Below are 17,685 nucleotides of genomic sequence, written 5' to 3'. Positions count from 1 at the left end.
AGGAGAGTGTCCATATGAAAAAATCTACAAAAGCTCTAATTTTAACTACATTAGCAGGTGTTGCAATCGCTTTTATTCCTATCCATCCACCAATCGGATCTAGTGCGAGCGGCGAAGTAAACTCTATCCCGATCCACCCACCGATTGGCTCAAGCACAAACACTATTCCAATCCATCCACCAATTGGCTAATTCAAAAAGAGAAATCCTTCGGGGTTTCTTTTTTTAGTTTCATAGAATTTTGCAGAGACGGGGGACAACCTAGCAAAAGAAGAAGCAGAACCTTGCGGAAATGAGTGAGAACCTTGCAGAGAGCAAAAAACCTTGCAGAGAAGGACGTAAACCTTGCGGAAACGAATCAAAACCTTGCAGAGAAGAAGCAGAACCTTGCGGAAACGAGTGAGAACCTTGCAGAGAGCAAAAAACCTTGCACAGACGCGCATAAACCTTGCGGAAACGAATCAGAACCTTGCGGAAACGAATCAAAACCTTGCAGAGATTAAAAAGAACCTTGCGGAAACGAATCAAAACCTTGCAGAGATTAACAAGAACCTTGCGGAAACTAGCAAACCTAGGAAAAGCACAAAAAAAGAACCGTCATCAACATGACGGTCCACGATTTTATATTCACTTAAACAAATAAGTTAGATTTTGTACATAACTGTTAATCGTTAGGTTGCCGATCATCATTGTAATCATGAGTAAGAGTGCAAAGTATAGAACGATGTATAAGAGGAAGCCATATAATGGCTCGAAGTTTTCTTGTTTGCTCGTAAGTATAGCACTGATGACATAAAGCGGGATGAAGAAAACAGCTAATAACAAACACACGGTTAGCATTCCGTTCCCGAAGGCGAAAGATTTTAAAGACATAAGGATCACGGAAAGAGCAGTGCCAATGATCACAATTGGTAGCTGTCCTGCATAGAAGCTAATAATGCTTTTAAAAGAGTGCTGTGGTCCAAAAATAGTGTTTATAAAAAAGATGGATAGGATTGCGATTAATGTTAAAACAAACGTGACGAAGAAAACTTCCATAAATGTTGATAAAAAGCTGGGTGGATTGCTCCAGTACTGGTTAACTGCAAAAAGATAAATCGAGAAGGAGAAAAGAGCTGTAAATAGAAGAATACTTACAGTAGCATTCGGGAATTCGCTTTCTCCTTTGCTATATGTTAACGAGGGACTTTTAAGCTGGCGCATAAAATAATTGGAATACTGCTTTGTGTGGTTTTTCAAAGTTGCCAGGTGGTCTTTTACTGCAATGGGCGCCTCTGTTGCAATAGCAGCTTCCTTAATAATCTCTCTTTGATGCCTCAGTAAATAGTTTCCACAATCTGAGCAATAATTTCCTGATACTTGATCATGATTGCAATTTGGACATTGCATGTTTCTTCCTCCTTTTTTGTTCTAGCCTATAAATCTAGCAAGCTCTTCATTAAACTTTTCCTTTTCTTCATAAAACAAACCATGCCCACTATATTCAAAAGGGACTAACATAGAATTTTGAATTTGCACGTACATCAGCTCCCCTAGTTCATAGGGACAGATTAAATCCCATTTGCCGTGGAGGATAAGTGTAGGAGTATGAATGCGGGTAAGATCACTTCGGAGGTCTTCATCACGCAGTGTTTCTAAGCATTGCGCAGTTGCATGGCCAGACGCAGTAAGACAAAGATTTTGGAACCAGTGCTGAAAACTTTCGCTTAAGTGACGGTGATAGAACAGATTGCCGAAATCCTGCACCATTTTTGGTCGGTCATTATACGTATCGCTTATTAATTCGTTTACTACAGTTATAGGGGTGCCATAAGGAAAATCGGGCTGCATCGTAAACATTGGAGCAGCTGCACCAGCTAAGGCCAGCTTATCGACCTGATGACCTTTGTAACGAGACATATATCGGATGGCAACTGCCCCACCCATCGAGTGACCTAAAAGCGTAATGTTCTCCAGCTGTAGCGTGTCTATAATAACTCGGATATCGTCAGCCATTCTGTTGTAGGAGTAGCTTTCCCAGGGGTTAGAGGATTTTCCAAAGCCACGCAAATCAAGACCTATACAGCGGTAGCCAAGTGCGGGCAGCTGGTTGAATTGATACTCAAACATTTGGTGGTTAGCTGGCCAGCCATGAATAAATAAAATCGTCTTGTCGGCTGATGGGTTAATATCCTCTATGTATATATTCACACCTTTTTCAACCTTTACATAATATCCCATATAAGCCCTCCTATATTATCCGATATATCAATATATGAGGAAATACATAAGGTTATTCTTTAGTGACAGTTAGGATTGGAGACTGATAGACCATGATGCTCAGCATAAATAAATTTTTGGAAAAAACGATGGCTTATTTTATTCCAGTCAGTGTAGTAATCGGGGTATTAGTATCCGATTATATTGTTGACTTTGCATGGCTAATACCATGGATTTTTGCATTTATGACCTTTGCGGGTAGCCTAAATTCAAATTTCGCTTCCTTCAAGGATGCTGTTTTACATCCACTTCCAATCTTCGTGACATTCACCATTTTGCATATTATTATGCCCTTGCTGTCGCTTGGAATCGGTCATCTCGTGTTTCCAGGAGAAATGCTGACGATTACAGGGCTAGTACTTGCAATGTCTATACCTACAGGGATTACTAGCTTTGTATGGGTTGCAGTGGCAAAAGGAAATAATGTGCTGGCACTTACGATTATTTTATTAGGAGCGCTTCTTTCACCCGTAATTGTTCCTTTAACACTTCATCTTCTAGTAGGTGAAACAGTAGAGATTGATGCACTCGGTATGATGATCGGACTTCTTTGGACGATTGTTATTCCTTCCATTGTAGGAATGATTTTAAATCAGGTAACGAAGGGCAAGGTAGTCGATATTTTAAGTGCTAGGCTTTCTCCGTTTTCTAAGGTAGGCATGGGAATAGTAGTAATGCTAAATGGGGCAGTAGTTGCTCCGTTTTTATTGGAAAGAGGGTTTGCTTTAGTAGGGCTTGGAATTGTTGTAATCATCATCGCTTTTCTAGGCTATGTTCTTTCTTTTTCAGCGGGGAGATTGTTGAAACAGGGGAAGGAAACGGTAATTGCAATGGTCTTTACTGGAGGGATGCGCAACATAAGTGCGGGAGTAGTTCTAGCTACGGCCTATTTTCCAGCAGCTGTTGCTATTCCTGTTGTGCTTGGCATGCTCTTTCAACAAGTTCTTGCTTCCTTGTTTAACTCCTTTATTGAACATTACTACAGAAAAATGTAATTATTTTTATTTTTAAATAATTACGACTTTTGACAGTTCAATTATGCTAAAATATTTTCATAATAATAAAGCCCAGTGGTAATATGTCAAGCGAAAAAAAGAAATGAATTGGAAATTACTTAAGTGATACTTTCCAAATGAACACTTTTTGCGCATACCAAATAAACCTCTCATTTTTCTGCTTTTAAAAAAGAAAAAAATGGAAGTTATTTAACGGGTGAAAGGTTGTGAGTTGGTTAACTCAGTCTCTCCTTTCTGGTGGTATGTACAGCTGATTCGTGCGTAGTAGCGAATGCACGAGGCGTACTAGTTTTCTAGCGGTTAAGACGAGAGCGCGTTTATGTTGGTGCTTGGTTACTTCTTGGTATTTCTTTTGATAAAAGGCTTTATATTCAGTGTCATATTTACGTACCGCATCTGCTGCTTGTACAAGATAATACCGTAGGTATTTATTGCCGGTTCGCATCCGGCTAGTATTTTCGGCTTCAAATTCGCCAGATTGATACTGTGTCCAAACGAGTCCAGCATATTTCGCTAATGCGTGGTGGTCATCAAAACGCTTGATATCTCCAATTTCGGCGAGCAAGCCGGCTGCGTACACGGGTCCAATGCCTTTTACGGAAGTTAATGTTTGGGTGAAACCTTTCATCATACGCTCGATTTCCTTATCCAAACGTTTGACTTGGGATTCCATATGGCGAATCGTACTTAAAATCACGGATAGTGAGATGTTAACGGGATCAGCCATGGCCTTGTCTAATCGAAAGGAATTACGTGCAAGCTTTTGAAGATATTTAGCGATTTCTTCTGGCTCGGCAAAACGTTTTTTGCCTTTCTCCTGTAAGAACTCAACCAGTTCTTCTAAAGGCATCTCGGCAATGGTTTCCGGATCTAGCTCTTCAATGACAGCGAGACTGGTCGTACCGAATGTATTCGAGAACGGGTTATCTTGGCGTAGGCCACTAAACTTTAAAAACAGTTGGTTCATCATGTAGGTTTTATTACGTGCAACTTCATGCATTAGATGGAATCGGGTACGTGTTAAACGACGAAGTGCTTCATATTGTAAGGTTTCTTGCATTTCATGTGGCAGACGTCCAAAGCGTAAATGATCCGCAATTACCCAGGCGTCAATTCGATCGTTTTTCGGTAACGTATCGTACCCCTTTTTAAAGCGAGATACTTTACGTGCATTTAACATATAAACCGCTGTTTGAAACGTTGGTTCATAATTGTGCAATTGATTCTTTAAATAATGAGCAACGTGCCAGCTATACTGGTCTGTCGCTTCTAATCCAATTTTAATATGTTCGCACTGATTTTTTTCCGCTGTTCCTAAAAGCTTTTGAATTAAGGTGTTCGCACCTTCTGTATCATTGGAAACAGAAAAATCAGCGAGCGTATGTCCCTCTCCATGCATGAAATGGACATGATGGGAGCGCAAACTCACGTCGATACCGACTAGCATTTGTGACATGCCAATCACCTCCTAAGGTGGGATTAATCAAGATTGTCTCAGACCTGGGTGCCCATCAGAATCATCGATGTCTGCCTCGTTATTAGCAATCAAAGTGAAAGAAGACCAAAATGAGCGCTACACTCTCTTCTTCCTCAGCGTCGCAGCCAGTGGTTAGACCTTCCATAATGAACGATGGGTAGCAGGCTTATTAAGCAGTGCACTAAGTGCCCGCAAGGGGGAAAAGCTATTTCCTGTGTCAACCTTGTCCGTTCCATTGTCTCATGGGCACGGTCTGAGAGAAAAGTAGATTGAAATAAAAAAGGACGAAGTACTGAAATGGAGCATCCTCCAATCTTCGTCCAAACGATATGAAGTTAGGCAACTCAAATAAGCAGGTAAGCACCTGTCAGCTTTATTTAGTCATGTTAAAAATAGACTTTTCCTTTTTGGCTCCCTCGGTAAAGCAGGGGTCAAACAGGTAAAACATAAAAAGGGTGAGGGAGCCAAGAGGCGACCACTTCCTATAGGAAATCCAACAGATCCTCCAGCTGTCCGGATCAACTGGAAATTCTATCGGAAAGAGCTCTTATTACTAATATACGAGGGGGATAAGAAATGGTAAATAAAATAGAGATGATGGGGCAATTCGAGCAATATGCAAAGGATCTCATAAAAGAACACAAAATCCCTGGGGTAGGTATTGCTTTTAATCAAAACAATGAACGAATTTATGAAAAAGCCTTCGGGTATCGAAATGTGGAAAAACAGCTTCCCATCGATGCAGACACGATTTTCGGCATAGCCTCCATGACGAAGTCCTTTACGTGTGTAGCCATTATGCAGCTTCAGGAGCTTGGTAAACTGTCTGTCCATGACGAGGTGGTTAAGTATTTACCAGATTTTCGAACGCAGGACGAAGAAAAATCCAAGAGAATTACAATACATCATTTGATGACTCATACATCAGGTCTTCCGCCAATTGCAACTCATGTCTATGCAAGGAAGCGTAGTATCGATCAGGATCCATCCGCAAAGGATTATGGTCTAGACCTAGTGAATAATCCAGAACCTGCTATTGACACGTATGAGGAGTTGCTTCATTACATTGCAAAACAAGACTTCGACCTGCTTGGTGAACCAGGGGAGGAGTTCAGCTATTCCAATGACTGCTACGGAATTCTAGGAATAATTATTGATCGAGTGAGTGGTCAATCCTATGAAGATTACGTAATGGATCATATTTTAAAGCCAATCCAAATGAATAATAGCTTTTTTGATTTGGATGAATTAAAGAAGAAAGAAAATGCGACTACACTTTATATGTCACGCTACTCTGCAGAGGGGGTGGACGTATATGAGGCTCCGCTTTGGTGGGATGCACCTTCCATGAGAGCAGCAGGTTATTTAAAATCCACTATAAATGACATTCTGAAGTATCTGGCTATGTTTTTAAATGAAGGAATGGCTGGCGAGAATAGAATTCTACAACCAGAAAGTGTACAGCAGATGGTCTATCCCCATGTAGAGTTCGAAAAGGGGCGCTTTTACGGGTACGGTCTACGAATCATTCCCAATTACTTTGGGACTACCTTTATTAACCATGGTGGGGGCTTGAAGGGAGTTTCTTCGTTTATGGGAATTTTACCTGAGAAAGGAATTTCTGGAGTGCTACTAAGCAGTCTAGCAGATGTTCCATCCGACAAGCTGTTCCTTGGAGCACTTAATGGCATAGAGGGTCGGGAGCCGGCTACCAAGCATATGCATTTTCAAACACACGATGTGCCAGTAGAGAAGCTCTCCAAATATAAAGGAACCTTTATTTCTGGAGAGGGTATGAAGGTAAGAGTGGATATAGTGGATGGATGCCTAGCCATTCTAACGGCAAGTGGTCCCAATCCCTTAAAATGTGTAGAAGGCAATTTGTTTATCGGAACTTTAGAGGATCAAGAAAATCTAATTGAGTTTCTAAGTGGAGCAGACGGAAACATAAATCGTATTTTCTATAGCTCCCGTCAAATATTAAAAAGCTCGGATCAGGTGTAGTGCATAGCAGCCCATTATTCGGGGGTGACCGACCGATTATGTGGAAGAACCGACTGATAATTCGGGGTGACCGACCGATTATGTGGAAGAACCGACCGATTATTCGGGATGACCGACCGATTATGGCACAAAACCGACCGATTAGCTAAATGAACCGACAATTGGGCCAAACACTAGCAAAGTTTATCTTTCCAATTAGAAACAGACCAACGTGATTACGATAAGAAGGAGTGAAAATTAATTGAAAATAGTAGATACGCATTGTGATGCGCTTTTGAAGCTACAGCTGGCTAAGCAAGGAAGAATATACAAGGTAAATCCATTAAGCTTTGCTGATGCACCGGAGTTGGAAACGAATATGGTGCGGTTGATAGAGGGCGATGTTCTTGTGCAGTTTTTTGCAGTTTTTATATTTCCGAATGTGCCGGATGACCAGAAATGGTTATATGCCTTGGAGCAAATAGACTTGTTTTATACAGAGGTGTTGGGAAAAAATCCGAGAATGAAGCATATAAAGAAATGGGAGGATTTAAAGAATTTAAAGGATGGAGAAATTGGGGCGGTTTTGGCATTGGAGGGTGCTGATGCATTTGGAAATGATTTGATGAAGCTTCGTCAGCTTTACAGGTTAGGTGTACTATCAATAGGACTCACATGGAATAATGCTAATTTATGTGCAGACGGAGCAGGTGAGCCGAGAGGTGGAGGGCTTACGCTTTTTGGTAAGGAGGTAGTGCTTTTAAATAATGAGTATGGTGTTTTGACGGATGTCTCTCATTTAAGTGAGAAAGGATTTTGGGATGTGATGAATCTTGCGGAGTATCCTTTTGCTTCGCATTCCAATGCTGCTGCTATATGTGAGCACCCAAGGAATTTGAATGATGACCAAGTTAAAGCGATGTTTGCACGTGGTGGGCATATCCATGTAGTTTTTTACCCTCCTTTTATTAACGGGAACCAGACTGCTGAAATTCCAGAGCTTATTAAGCATATAGATCATCTTTGTTCTTTAGGTGGCGTAAAGCAAATTGGGCTTGGGTCTGATTTTGATGGAATGGACTTTTACACAAATGGCCTTTATAATTCCTCCGATTTTCCAGTCTTGATCAATGAGCTATTAAAAAGCTTTTCAGAGGATGAGGTGAAAGGGTTCGCTTACCAAAACTTCTTAAATATGCGAGCAATCCAATGAAATTTAACTTTCATATTATTTACTAAATTCAAAATTAATTGTATAATACAGGAAAATATTAAGGAGGTTTCTATGAAACCAATTATCGGTGTTTCATCTAATTTAACGGAGCTTGTACTTTCCGTCCCTACAGATAACATTCATGCGGTAACAAGATTTGGAGGTGTTCCAATCGTATTGCCGAATATGGAGACTGAATTGATAGATTCTATTGCAAACTTAATAGATGGTTTACTTTTAACAGGTGGAGGAGATATTGACCCGACACTTTTCGGCGAAGAACCACATAGAAGTCTCGGAAGTATTGTCCCAGAACGAGATGAATTTGAAGTTGAGCTTATTAAAAAAATGCTGGAGCAAAATAAACCAATTTTAGGACTATGCCGAGGTGCTCAAATTATGAGTATTGCAGCTGGTGGAGATATGTATCAGGATATTTATGGTCAAATCGAAACAACCTTACTTCAGCATGATCAAAAAGCTCCGCGTACTCATGCTTCTCATTTTGTGCAGCTAGTAGAAGGAACTGTGTTAAAGCATATTATTGGAAAGGACCGCATTAAAGTAAATAGCTTTCATCACCAGGCGGTGCGCAAAATTCCACAGGGCTATCAAATTTCGGGTATTGCAAGTGATGGAATAATTGAAGCATTTGAAAGTCAACATCATTCCTTTGTTATTGGTATTCAATGGCATCCAGAGTGCTTAGTCACAACCGGAGATGATTCATCCGAGGCAATATTTAAAGGATTTATTGAAGCATGTAAAAATTCAAGTAAACGACTGTCTTTTCAATAGGCGGTCGTTTTTATTTTGCTCAAAAGCTTAAATCTCATTCATGATTTTGATTCGTTTGGGAAAACTAATGAAAGAATTAAAAAGGAGGTAAAACATTCATGCGCTTGCTTATTAAAATAATGTCTGTCGGCTTTCTATGTCTATTTTTTGCCTCCGAGGCTTCGGCTGCCGAAGAGCTTACGCGCGAGCAAATTCTAGATAAGCGGATGGAATACTATATAAAGTACTCCACGGATACATTACCATGGTATTACTTGGCTGCAGTGGACCAATATGAGCGGAATATACAGGAGGTAAGGAAAGATTTGCCTGGGCGAGATGGTGTTGTTGCCGTACAATTTACGGATGATTTTTGGGTAGGGCCGCTTAATCCGCTTGGAGACGACACTAATCTGACAACCATTTCTTATTTTGAAGGTCAAGGAAGAGATGGCGATAATGATGGAATTGCGGATCGCCAAAATGATGAGGATGTCATGTTCACGCTTGTCCAATATTTAAGCCCCCAAGTTCATTCAGAGAAGGATTTTGAAAAGGCTTTAAAGCGATATTATGACAAAGATCTAACGGTGAAACAAATATTGACGAATGCAAAGATTTATAAGACCTATGAGGTATTAAATCTGGATAAGCGGGCGTTTGTGCTTGCCATCAGCCACAATTATAGTTATCGCAGTACTTGGGGAGATAAGCGCGGCTGGGGTGGACGACGAATGCATGAGGGCACTGATCTTTTTGCCTATAGCGGTGTTCCAGTAAAATCGGCAACATACGGTATAGTGGAAACCAAGGGCTGGAATGACTACGGTGGCTGGCGAATTGGTATTAGAGATGTGAATAATACGTATCATTATTATGCTCATCTTTCAGGGTTTGCTAAAGGAATTGAGGAAGGGAAAATTGTTGAACCTGGTACAGTCATTGGTTACGTAGGCAGCTCTGGATATGGAAAAAAAGGGACTGCTGGTAAGTTTGCTCCACATCTTCATTATGGAATGTACAAATACAATGGTCGCACGGAATGGGCATATGATCCTTTTCCTTTGTTACAAAAATGGGAAAGGGAAGAGAAAACTCGCTATAAGTTAAATCCAGCAGCTAGGTAGTTGCTGGATTTTTTTATGCAATGAAGAGTACATATATCCAATAAATATGCTTGAACAAGACGAAGGCATATAGGAATAGTGCTCCCGCTATAAGTAACTGTAAAAAGGCATTTGGCTTTAATTTTGTAATTATCAATATGAATAAAATCGGTAAGATAATTTTAATCGAAAAAAAACCAAGGATGCTCGTTTCATACATATAACGCATCAGTGGATTGGCTTCTTCTATATATCCGTTGCTTAAACCAAAATGGGTGATAAAGCTATCACAAATAGCTAACAATAAAAGAAGTATGGCTGTGTAATGCCATCTATTTTGTTCTGTAGCTTTACTTTTAATTTTTGTGTCCATAAGACCAGCTTCCTTTCTTTAGTTAACTGATATCAGTATGAGGACGTTCGAATCTTATTAACCCTTTTTATGGAATAAAATTTAAGAAATACAAATAATGTTAACTATTTTAAAAAATAAAAAATTAAAAATATGACTTATAAAATAATAATTTGTTATTTCTTGTAGAATTAGCAAATAAAATAGAAGGACTATAGAATCATAAACTGATATTCAATAAACTAAATTTTCTTGAAATTAAATAGACTGATAGATAGAATTGAAAATAATATGTATATCTTTGGAAAATATTGTGGCTGAATGAAATGGTTTAGCAGCAAAATATTTTAAAAAGATTTATATAAAAATAGGGGGAATCGGAAGCTTATGAAAAAATTAGTTGTGGCAATCGTATTAGTAATATCACTTCTTTCGAATTCGTTTGTGGGGGCAGCTTATGCATCTCCACTTGAAACGGTTGAAAAGGCTCAGATCCAAATAGAAAATGCGAAAAAGACTTCTATTAAATCTCCTTTTTTAAGTTCAATCATTGATCAAACTGTCGCTAAATTATTTATGGCGATGCTTTATGTAGTGCCGCCCGCTTCAAAGGTGAAGGAAAGTGATGAAAAAGTGATCAAGGTGGTTCGTGCCACTTATGAAAAGCTAACAGCAAAACAGAAGAAGCTAGTAGATATAACTAGATTAGTGGATGCAGAGAATGCTTTAATCGCATTAAAAGCAGCTAAGGAAGATAAGAAAATTGCTGCAAAAGTTGTAGAGCTAATCGATCAAATTAATAAAGAGTCTAGTGCAAAACAGTATAAACAAGCAGTTACCGTTGCACTAACTGAATATAATAAACTAACGGACAAGCAGAAGGCATTGGTTACTAATTCGGCTAAGCTGACGAAAGAAGCAGCTGATTTAAAAGCTGCTGAACAAGAGGCTGCAAAAATTACACCGTCAGCAATTGGAGAACTAGTTGAAGGAGATATTTTAGTTAATAAAATTTCTGCTTTAATTGGCGAGGATTATACGGTGACTTTATTGTCTACACCTGAAGGAATGGTTGTAGATGGGAAAATTGTACAGCCTGAAATTGGGCAAGCGGATAAGTCAGGGACAGTGGTAATGCTACTTACAAGAACAGACGGAACAAAGGTAGAGCATTCTATAGAGCTTACGGTTAAAGCTAAAGTCAATTTGGACAAAGGACTTTCACAAATTAGCTTATTCAAGGACAGTACCTCATCTAAGATTGACTTTACGACCATTTCGAATTTTGCTTTAAAAAATAAAGAAACGAACAAAGTTTATAACGTAGGAACTACACCGAACAACCAAAAGAATGTGTATCAGATGAAGGATCTTCCGACTGGATCGTATACGATTGAGTTTAACGCACCAGATGTGTTCCAAGTCCATAGCATTCAACTTGGGGATTCATATAAGGAAACGATTTATGATCCTGCTAGTAATCCTCTAGTCATTACGAAGGATAAAACAACCTATGTGAAAATCATTTTAAAGTCGGAAATCACTTTACAGGAAATTAAACCGTTGGAAAACTTAACAGTACCTTACGATATTTCTTATGATGATTTTGTAGCTGCACTACCAAAGCAAGGTAAAATTGTAGATTCAAGAGGACAGGAGCACACCGTTCCATTGAAATGGGATGTGCGCCCATTCCAGTTTGAAAATTACACGAAGCCAGGAACTAGAACTTTATCTAGTGAATTCTTTAATTTACCTTTAGAGGTATCTAATAGTACGCCAGCACAACGTCTGGAAATGACTATTCAAGTCATATTTCCAGAGCCAGAAAAAAGCAACTCGCATATTAGCTTATACAAAGATAGTACATCCTCTATGAATAAAATTGATTTTACAAACATTAGTAATTTTAGCTTGAAAAACAAAAAGACAAATAAAGTGTATCAAGTAGGCACTACACCGAGTAATCAAAAACATGTGTATCAAATGAAGGATATTCCTGAAGGTTCTTATACTATTCATTTTGATACATCGGATTCGATGAGTGTAAGTCATATTGAGCTTGGGGAAGCCTATAAAGAAACAATTTACAACGCAGATACTAATCCATTGGTGATTACGAAAGGGAAAACTGCATATGTGAAAATTGTTGTATCGTCTGAGGTAACTCTCGAAACCATTAGTCCATTAGAGACTTTAACCGTTCCTGCAGATATTACGTATGATGATTTCCTAGCTCAATTGCCGAAGCAAACAACTATTATTGATTCGGATGGGGAAGTGCATACAGTAGCGATTACATGGGATGTGCGTCCATTCCAGTTCACTAGCTACAAAAAGCCTGGAACCGTTTCGTTAACTAGCCAGTTCTTTAAGCTGCCAATTGAAGTGTCTAACAGCACTCCAGCCCAACGCTTAGAGGTAGGCTTGCAAGTGGTTTTCGCGGCACCGGATGCACCTGACGCAGTAGAGGAAGAGGAACTATAATATAATTTGAATGAAAGAATCTCTTTAGGGCCACGTGGTCTTAAAGAGATTTTTTATTATTTGGAGGTAAAGGAGTGATTTTATTAGAATAGGGAAGCTTCATTAATGGAAGAAGTGTTAGTTACTTAAAGAAAGTAAGGTTATTATGCTAGTTATTGGGTATTTTAATAAGGTATATTTAATTGGACAAAATACATAGAACAATGGAGGCAGAAGATGGCGAAGATGAATAAAGGAATTATAACGGCGTTATCAGCAATTGGATTGGCTCAAGGATTAAAGGTGTTTACCCATAAAAAAATTACTGGCGAATGGGATTTAAAACAAGCATTTACAACTGGTGGAATGCCAAGCTCTCATTCAGCAGGTGTAGCAGCTCTAGCTTCATATGTAGCAGCAAACAGAGGCACACGCCACACGGAAACAGCATTAGCAGTTGTGTTTGGAGCAATTGTTATGTACGATGCACAAGGTATTAGACGACATACTGGAGAAATCGCTCAGCTAGTGAACGATTTAGAGGAAAACGTTGTAGCTCTATCTGGAAATTTCCCTAGCTTTGAGGTTGTAAAAAGAGAAGAGGAACTAAAGGAATTACTAGGCCACCAACCAGTAGAGGTACTAGCTGGAGCAGCACTAGGCACAGTGTTTGGAATACTTTGCGCCAGACTTGAAGATCGATAACGTGGGACGAGTGTGGATGAGATGTTATTTCAGAGGAAATAAAAAAGGCCATGGCGATCAGTTAAATCGCTTTGGCCTTTAGTGTTTTAGTTGACTGCGTAATTTTTTGTTTCACCATCATCATATTGGATGTCTAGGTTAAACGCAGTGAAGTCTTCTACTTCAAATGCTTTTGAAACCTCTTCTACTACATCCTCCGTATTCATTTCTTTCGTTAAATTTAGGTCTTTAAAGATAGGATCAAGTGTTTCAGCTGCTCCTTCACCTTCTGCGTTTACAGCCGTGTGCATATTTTTATAAACTGCTGAAGATGAGTCCAATTTATACTCTACAATGACAGCATCTTCGTTGTCTGGAGTATCGATAATTAAAGTGAATTCCTGGAAGCCATAGTCTGTTTCAGGATTAGTAACAACTTGTGCAGAATCATCAACTGGGTTTGGCTCAACTACGTCGGATTTCAATACATTTTCATCATTCTCATCGTTATTATCATTGCAAGCTCCTAATAAGAATGTAGTTGAAAGAATGGATGTAATTATTAACGCTCTTTTTTTATTTATCATCATGTTGCTCCTTCCTTGATGTTCTCGTACTTACTCTTTTAATATCCAAATATAATATACGTTAAACAAATATTTTCCTAAAAGTGGGATAATACTACTTTTAATAGCTAGGATGGAACCAATAGATTATTATCATTATCATTATTACAGGTGCCTGGCACCTGTAATAATGAACACCTGTAATAATGATGTTGATGTGTAATAGTGGTTTAATGGGTAGCTTATAGGGTATGGAGAATGATGAAAGGGTAGGGTGATTTTTGTGACGAGTTATAAGGAAATTACGAGTGTTGATGAATGGAAAGATGTATTAAAGCTTTCTGATGCCCAGAAGATTTTGGTTTTAAAACACAGTACTACTTGCCCAATTAGTGCGAGGGCTTTTCGAGAATTTGAATCATTTGACACGCCATTAGAGAAGTATTTAGTTAAGGTGAGGGAGAGCAGACCGGTTTCAAATGAAATGGAGAGTGATTTGGGCGTTAAGCATGAGTCGCCACAGGTCTTTTTAGTCGGAGACGGGAAAGCTGTTTGGAATGCATCTCATCATCAGATCAATCGAACAGAGCTAGCAATCGCCACTAAATCTTCTTAAAAGGTGTGTAATTAAATGAATGAAATTTTAACTGTGAGTGAGTACCTTGTAAAAAATGCAGAAACAATTGGAGAAGAGCTAACCAAACGTGTTGTTGCGGAAGCACAAAGCATGGATGAAAATATAAATATTGAACCATATATAACAACAAAAAAAAGAAATCAAGAACTTATATCCATTTTAGGAGCAGCGCTTAATAAACCTAAAAATATCGCTGAAGAGGAATTAGCTCATTGGATCAATGAAGTACGAAGTGATGAAATCGCTAATTTTTCAAGCTTTTCTGCCCATATCGCGACTACTGTTAAAAGTAGAACCATTTTTTTAGAATATCTGAATGAAATTTGTTTGTCGTTACATGTAACCTCAGAAAGCATTGTAAGCATCAACAGTCAAATTAGTTACTTGTTTGATGTATGGATGGTTAATAAAATGCATGTCTATGAGGACCATAGGGAGCAAATGATCATAGAGCATCAAAGAGCAATCAACGATTTGAGCGCTCCGATCGTACCAATTCAACATGGAGTAGCAGTTCTTCCTCTTGTTGGGTCTATAGATTATATTAGAGTACAGCATTTGTTGACCTATGTATTGCCTACCATTCCTGACATGGACATTGATTTTTTAATCATTGATTTTTCAGGTATTCTAACAATTGACGAGGAAATTGCTCAGCATATTTTCACCATTCATAATGTATTAGAGCTGCTTGGCATTCATGTGTTGTTCACCGGCATCCGACCTAATCTTTCCATGGTTATTGTCAAAGCAGGAATCGATTTTAGTTCCTTCCAAACCTTTGGTAGTGTAAAGCAAGCGATAGAAAGTATAAATAATAAGTAAGTCGTACTATAACTTTAGCTTCTTTCATAGAGCTGTGGTGGCATAGAGCTACTACAGTTTTTATTTATGCAAAAATAGGATTGTAGAAAAAAGTACAAAGGAATTTCTCAAATAAAATAGCGCATAGCGAGCGAAATGGAATCTTCGCGAGCTTAATGATGATTAGAATAGCTATTTTTTCTTTCATTAGTAAAAGTGCAAGTGAAATTTCATAAATCAGAGGACCTAAAAATAGGAAGTATATAGGATATTTGATTTGCATGTGTCAGGCTGATTATTCCCCTTTTGATAAATTCTTTAGTTTAGAAGAATCGTAGGAGGGGTAGATGGAGGTTGGGAACATTTATAAAACAAAGGAGGACATGGAATGTTTGATGAATTATATTGGAGGAACACCCTTCACTTTTTACCAGAGCTTTTATTAGCATTATTGGTCTTATTAATAGGTTTTTTTGTAGCTAAGCTACTAGAAAATGCTACCTTTAAGCTTTTAAGGAAGTACCGTGTCAATGAAAGACTTGGCAATATTAAGGGTGAGTGGTCAGTAGAGAAAATTCTTAGTAAGGTAGTTTTCTTTATTGTATTAATCTTTGCATTTATCCTGTTCTTTTCTATTTTAAATATGGGTAATTTAGTATCTCCATTTGTCTCTATGTATTCAGGGATTACAGGTGGTGTGCTAAACATTTTGAAAGCTGGTCTCATCTTATTGTTTGCATGGGTTCTAGCTACGCTTGTTAAAAAAGTTATTAAGATGACTGGAAATAGATTTAGTCTAAATAAATACATTATGAAAACCGGAGGAGACCCTTCCAAGGTAGACCAAGTTAAATGGACAGATACTGCTGCAAATGTGGCATATTATTTAATCTTCCTTTTGTTCATTCCGGCAGTACTAAACGCGCTTGGAATTGATGGATTAAGTGGACCTTTGGAAGTTATGCTTGCTAGCTTCTTTAATTTCATACCTAAGCTAGTGTCAGCTGCAATCGTGTTTGCAATCGGTTGGTTTGTAGCTAAGCTTGTACGTACATTAGTAGAGAAGTTTCTACAGGCTGCAGGAGCAGATAAGCTTGCAGATAAAATGAAGCTTTCTAGTTTCATCGAAGGTACGAGTCTTTCTAAGATTGTAGGAATCGTTGTATTTGTATTAATCATTATTCCGGTTTCCATTACTGCATTGGAAATTTTAGATTTACAAGGCATTTCACAACCAGCAATTGCAATGTTAAATAATATTCTAGCAATGCTGCCTAAGATTTTCGTAGCAATAGTACTAGTGCTTGTAGGTATTGTTGTTGCTAAGTGGGTCAAAGATGTGGTTGTTACTTTACTACAAAACCTTGGCATCAACTCGATATTTGGTAAAATGGGCTTCGCTTCCACTGGAGGATCCGCTCCTTCCTTTGCAGCAATAATTGGTACTATCGTTCAAGTGTTTATTATTTTATTGTTTGTAGTGGAAGCTCTACAAGTGTTAGAACTAGAGTTTATGGTTACTCTTGGAACAGCGATATTTGCTTATTTACCACATGTCCTTGCGGCAGTTGTTATATTGGCAGTAGGATTTTGGTTAGCAAGTTTAGTAGAGAAATTAGTAGGAAGCGTTATGAAGCATTCATCAGGTACTCCGCATTTCCTACGTTACGTTGCTAAGTACGCTATCTTAGCCTTTGCATTTTTCATGGCATTAAGTCAGTTAGGTATTGCAGCAGCAATCATTAACTCTGCATTTATCCTAATCTTAGGTGGAGTTGCTTTAGCGTTCGGTCTAGCGTTTGGTTTAGGTGGACGTGAGCACGCAGCTCGTTATTTAAGTAAAATGGAAAAAAGTATTGAGGATGCAGACGTTTCAAAGGAAAGATATAAAGCGGAAGCTAAGGGAATGAAAGAATCATTTAAAGAAAATTTCCGTGATCCTTCAGAAGCAGAAAAAAGTTTAAGAAGAGGAAAAGGGCCACATATCGATGAGGTTAAACCAGTCGGAGACTTCGAACCACAAAATGGTGTAGATACTCCTACAGAAAACCCTATGGATGCAGCTCATGAAGAGGATTCACCGAGCACTGGATATAACATCCCGTCAACAGATGATTTACATCCATATGATGATCTTCCTTCAAATGACGACGATAACAGAAATAAATAATACACAGACACCCTAGCATGCAATTGCTAGGGTGTTTTTACGTTACTAAGGTAAGAGAATTGATTACAGAAAGATTGCAGGTGCCAGGCACCTGCAATCTTTCTGTAATTTTAAAAAATTTAAACGGCGTTCAATTTTTAGTTTTATTTTGTTTGTTTGGATTGTATAATTGTTAA

17 protein-coding genes are annotated in these 17,685 nt (G+C 38.5%); 12 read left to right on the top strand and 5 right to left on the bottom strand.

Translation table 11 applies throughout. From position 1 onward, the window contains the following. Window positions 1–14: 14 nt before the first annotated feature. A complete protein-coding gene (locus MKY09_RS14975; RefSeq protein WP_342567031.1) occupies window positions 15–191 on the top strand; it encodes a hypothetical protein in 177 nt (58 codons plus the stop codon). Window positions 192–304: 113 nt separating this feature from the next. Next, on the top strand, window positions 305–502 hold the full coding sequence (locus tag MKY09_RS14970; RefSeq protein ID WP_342567030.1) for a hypothetical protein: 198 nt from the start codon (window positions 305–307) through the stop codon (window positions 500–502). A 124-nt stretch (window positions 503–626) separates the two neighbouring features. On the opposite strand, the gene MKY09_RS14965 is transcribed toward MKY09_RS14970, so the two are convergent. Then, a complete protein-coding gene (locus MKY09_RS14965; protein WP_298470440.1) occupies window positions 627–1,388 on the bottom strand; it encodes a hypothetical protein in 762 nt (253 codons plus the stop codon). 21 nt (window positions 1,389–1,409) lie between these two features. Beyond that, window positions 1,410–2,219 carry an alpha/beta hydrolase gene (locus MKY09_RS14960; protein WP_298470442.1) on the bottom strand — a complete coding sequence of 270 codons (810 nt, stop codon included), beginning with the start codon at window positions 2,217–2,219 and terminating at the stop codon, window positions 1,410–1,412. Window positions 2,220–2,311: 92 nt separating this feature from the next. Between MKY09_RS14960 and MKY09_RS14955 the strand changes: the two genes are divergently transcribed. Continuing rightward, window positions 2,312–3,253: a bile acid:sodium symporter family protein gene (locus MKY09_RS14955; protein ID WP_342567029.1), complete on the top strand. Its 942-nt coding sequence runs from the start codon at window positions 2,312–2,314 to the stop codon at window positions 3,251–3,253. 241 nt (window positions 3,254–3,494) lie between these two features. Here MKY09_RS14955 and MKY09_RS14950 read toward each other — a convergent pair whose 3' ends face one another. Continuing rightward, entirely contained in the window at window positions 3,495–4,730 is a 1,236-nt protein-coding gene (locus MKY09_RS14950) for an IS110 family transposase (protein ID WP_251557253.1), read from the bottom strand. A gap of 597 nt (window positions 4,731–5,327) precedes the next feature. Here MKY09_RS14950 and MKY09_RS14945 point away from each other — a divergent pair. The 4 genes from MKY09_RS14945 to MKY09_RS14930 all read left to right on the top strand — a co-directional run bounded on the left by MKY09_RS14945 (window position 5,328) and on the right by MKY09_RS14930 (window position 9,851). Further along, window positions 5,328–6,755 (top strand): serine hydrolase domain-containing protein, encoded by a 1,428-nt coding sequence (locus MKY09_RS14945; protein ID WP_342567028.1) that lies wholly within the window; start codon window positions 5,328–5,330, stop codon window positions 6,753–6,755. Between the two features lie 241 nt (window positions 6,756–6,996). Further along, entirely contained in the window at window positions 6,997–7,947 is a 951-nt protein-coding gene (locus MKY09_RS14940; RefSeq protein ID WP_342567027.1) for a dipeptidase, read from the top strand. Window positions 7,948–8,019: 72 nt separating this feature from the next. Further along, on the top strand, window positions 8,020–8,745 hold the full coding sequence (locus MKY09_RS14935) for a gamma-glutamyl-gamma-aminobutyrate hydrolase family protein (RefSeq protein WP_342567026.1): 726 nt from the start codon (window positions 8,020–8,022) through the stop codon (window positions 8,743–8,745). Between the two features lie 98 nt (window positions 8,746–8,843). Next, the gene (locus MKY09_RS14930; protein ID WP_342567025.1) at window positions 8,844–9,851 is read left to right on the top strand and encodes a M23 family metallopeptidase; all 1,008 of its coding nucleotides are present in this window, start codon (window positions 8,844–8,846) and stop codon (window positions 9,849–9,851) included. 13 nt (window positions 9,852–9,864) lie between these two features. Here the strand turns inward: MKY09_RS14930 and MKY09_RS14925 are convergent, their stop codons facing one another. Then, complete coding sequence (locus MKY09_RS14925; protein WP_169358725.1) at window positions 9,865–10,203, bottom strand: DUF5658 family protein; 339 nt, start codon at window positions 10,201–10,203, stop codon at window positions 9,865–9,867. Between the two features lie 366 nt (window positions 10,204–10,569). Here MKY09_RS14925 and MKY09_RS14920 point away from each other — a divergent pair, with 366 nt between their 5' ends. Both MKY09_RS14920 and MKY09_RS14915 read left to right on the top strand, forming a co-directional pair. Continuing rightward, complete coding sequence (locus MKY09_RS14920) at window positions 10,570–12,669, top strand: hypothetical protein (protein ID WP_342567024.1); 2,100 nt, start codon at window positions 10,570–10,572, stop codon at window positions 12,667–12,669. Between the two features lie 216 nt (window positions 12,670–12,885). After that, window positions 12,886–13,353, top strand: a complete 468-nt coding sequence (locus MKY09_RS14915) for a divergent PAP2 family protein (protein ID WP_169358727.1) — start codon at window positions 12,886–12,888, stop codon at window positions 13,351–13,353. An 86-nt stretch (window positions 13,354–13,439) separates the two neighbouring features. Here MKY09_RS14915 and MKY09_RS14910 read toward each other — a convergent pair whose 3' ends face one another. After that, window positions 13,440–13,922, bottom strand: a complete 483-nt coding sequence (locus MKY09_RS14910; RefSeq protein ID WP_169358728.1) for a YusW family protein — start codon at window positions 13,920–13,922, stop codon at window positions 13,440–13,442. Between the two features lie 259 nt (window positions 13,923–14,181). Here MKY09_RS14910 and ytxJ point away from each other — a divergent pair, with 259 nt between their 5' ends. From ytxJ to MKY09_RS14895, 3 genes are all read left to right on the top strand, one after another. Continuing rightward, entirely contained in the window at window positions 14,182–14,514 is a 333-nt protein-coding gene (gene ytxJ / locus MKY09_RS14905) for a bacillithiol system redox-active protein YtxJ (RefSeq protein WP_342560378.1), read from the top strand. A 15-nt stretch (window positions 14,515–14,529) separates the two neighbouring features. After that, a complete protein-coding gene (locus tag MKY09_RS14900; protein WP_298470460.1) occupies window positions 14,530–15,360 on the top strand; it encodes an STAS domain-containing protein in 831 nt (276 codons plus the stop codon). A gap of 367 nt (window positions 15,361–15,727) precedes the next feature. Then, complete coding sequence (locus MKY09_RS14895) at window positions 15,728–17,509, top strand: mechanosensitive ion channel (protein ID WP_342567023.1); 1,782 nt, start codon at window positions 15,728–15,730, stop codon at window positions 17,507–17,509. Window positions 17,510–17,685: the final 176 nt, after the last annotated feature.

The sequence above is a fragment of the Psychrobacillus sp. FSL K6-4046 genome, assembly GCF_038624605.1.
GTDB lineage: Bacteria > Bacillota > Bacilli > Bacillales_A > Planococcaceae > Psychrobacillus.
Note: the sequence above shows the minus strand (reverse complement) of the source record. Positions and strands in the feature narration are given on the sequence as shown.

What these genes read in the sequence shown, in the direction of transcription:
- MKY09_RS14975 (WP_342567031.1), top strand. Translation starts at nt 15, where the DNA reads ATGAAAAAATCTACAAAAGCTCTAATTTTAACTACATTAGCAGGTGTT.
- MKY09_RS14965 (WP_298470440.1), bottom strand. Translation starts at nt 1,388, where the DNA reads ATGCAATGTCCAAATTGCAATCATGATCAAGTATCAGGAAATTATTGC.
- MKY09_RS14960 (WP_298470442.1), bottom strand. Translation starts at nt 2,219, where the DNA reads ATGGGATATTATGTAAAGGTTGAAAAAGGTGTGAATATATACATAGAG.
- MKY09_RS14955 (WP_342567029.1), top strand. Translation starts at nt 2,312, where the DNA reads ATGATGCTCAGCATAAATAAATTTTTGGAAAAAACGATGGCTTATTTT.
- MKY09_RS14950 (WP_251557253.1), bottom strand. Translation starts at nt 4,730, where the DNA reads ATGTCACAAATGCTAGTCGGTATCGACGTGAGTTTGCGCTCCCATCAT.
- MKY09_RS14945 (WP_342567028.1), top strand. Translation starts at nt 5,328, where the DNA reads ATGGTAAATAAAATAGAGATGATGGGGCAATTCGAGCAATATGCAAAG.
- MKY09_RS14935 (WP_342567026.1), top strand. Translation starts at nt 8,020, where the DNA reads ATGAAACCAATTATCGGTGTTTCATCTAATTTAACGGAGCTTGTACTT.
- MKY09_RS14930 (WP_342567025.1), top strand. Translation starts at nt 8,844, where the DNA reads ATGCGCTTGCTTATTAAAATAATGTCTGTCGGCTTTCTATGTCTATTT.
- MKY09_RS14925 (WP_169358725.1), bottom strand. Translation starts at nt 10,203, where the DNA reads ATGGACACAAAAATTAAAAGTAAAGCTACAGAACAAAATAGATGGCAT.
- MKY09_RS14920 (WP_342567024.1), top strand. Translation starts at nt 10,570, where the DNA reads ATGAAAAAATTAGTTGTGGCAATCGTATTAGTAATATCACTTCTTTCG.
- MKY09_RS14915 (WP_169358727.1), top strand. Translation starts at nt 12,886, where the DNA reads ATGGCGAAGATGAATAAAGGAATTATAACGGCGTTATCAGCAATTGGA.
- MKY09_RS14910 (WP_169358728.1), bottom strand. Translation starts at nt 13,922, where the DNA reads ATGATGATAAATAAAAAAAGAGCGTTAATAATTACATCCATTCTTTCA.
- MKY09_RS14900 (WP_298470460.1), top strand. Translation starts at nt 14,530, where the DNA reads ATGAATGAAATTTTAACTGTGAGTGAGTACCTTGTAAAAAATGCAGAA.
- MKY09_RS14895 (WP_342567023.1), top strand. Translation starts at nt 15,728, where the DNA reads ATGTTTGATGAATTATATTGGAGGAACACCCTTCACTTTTTACCAGAG.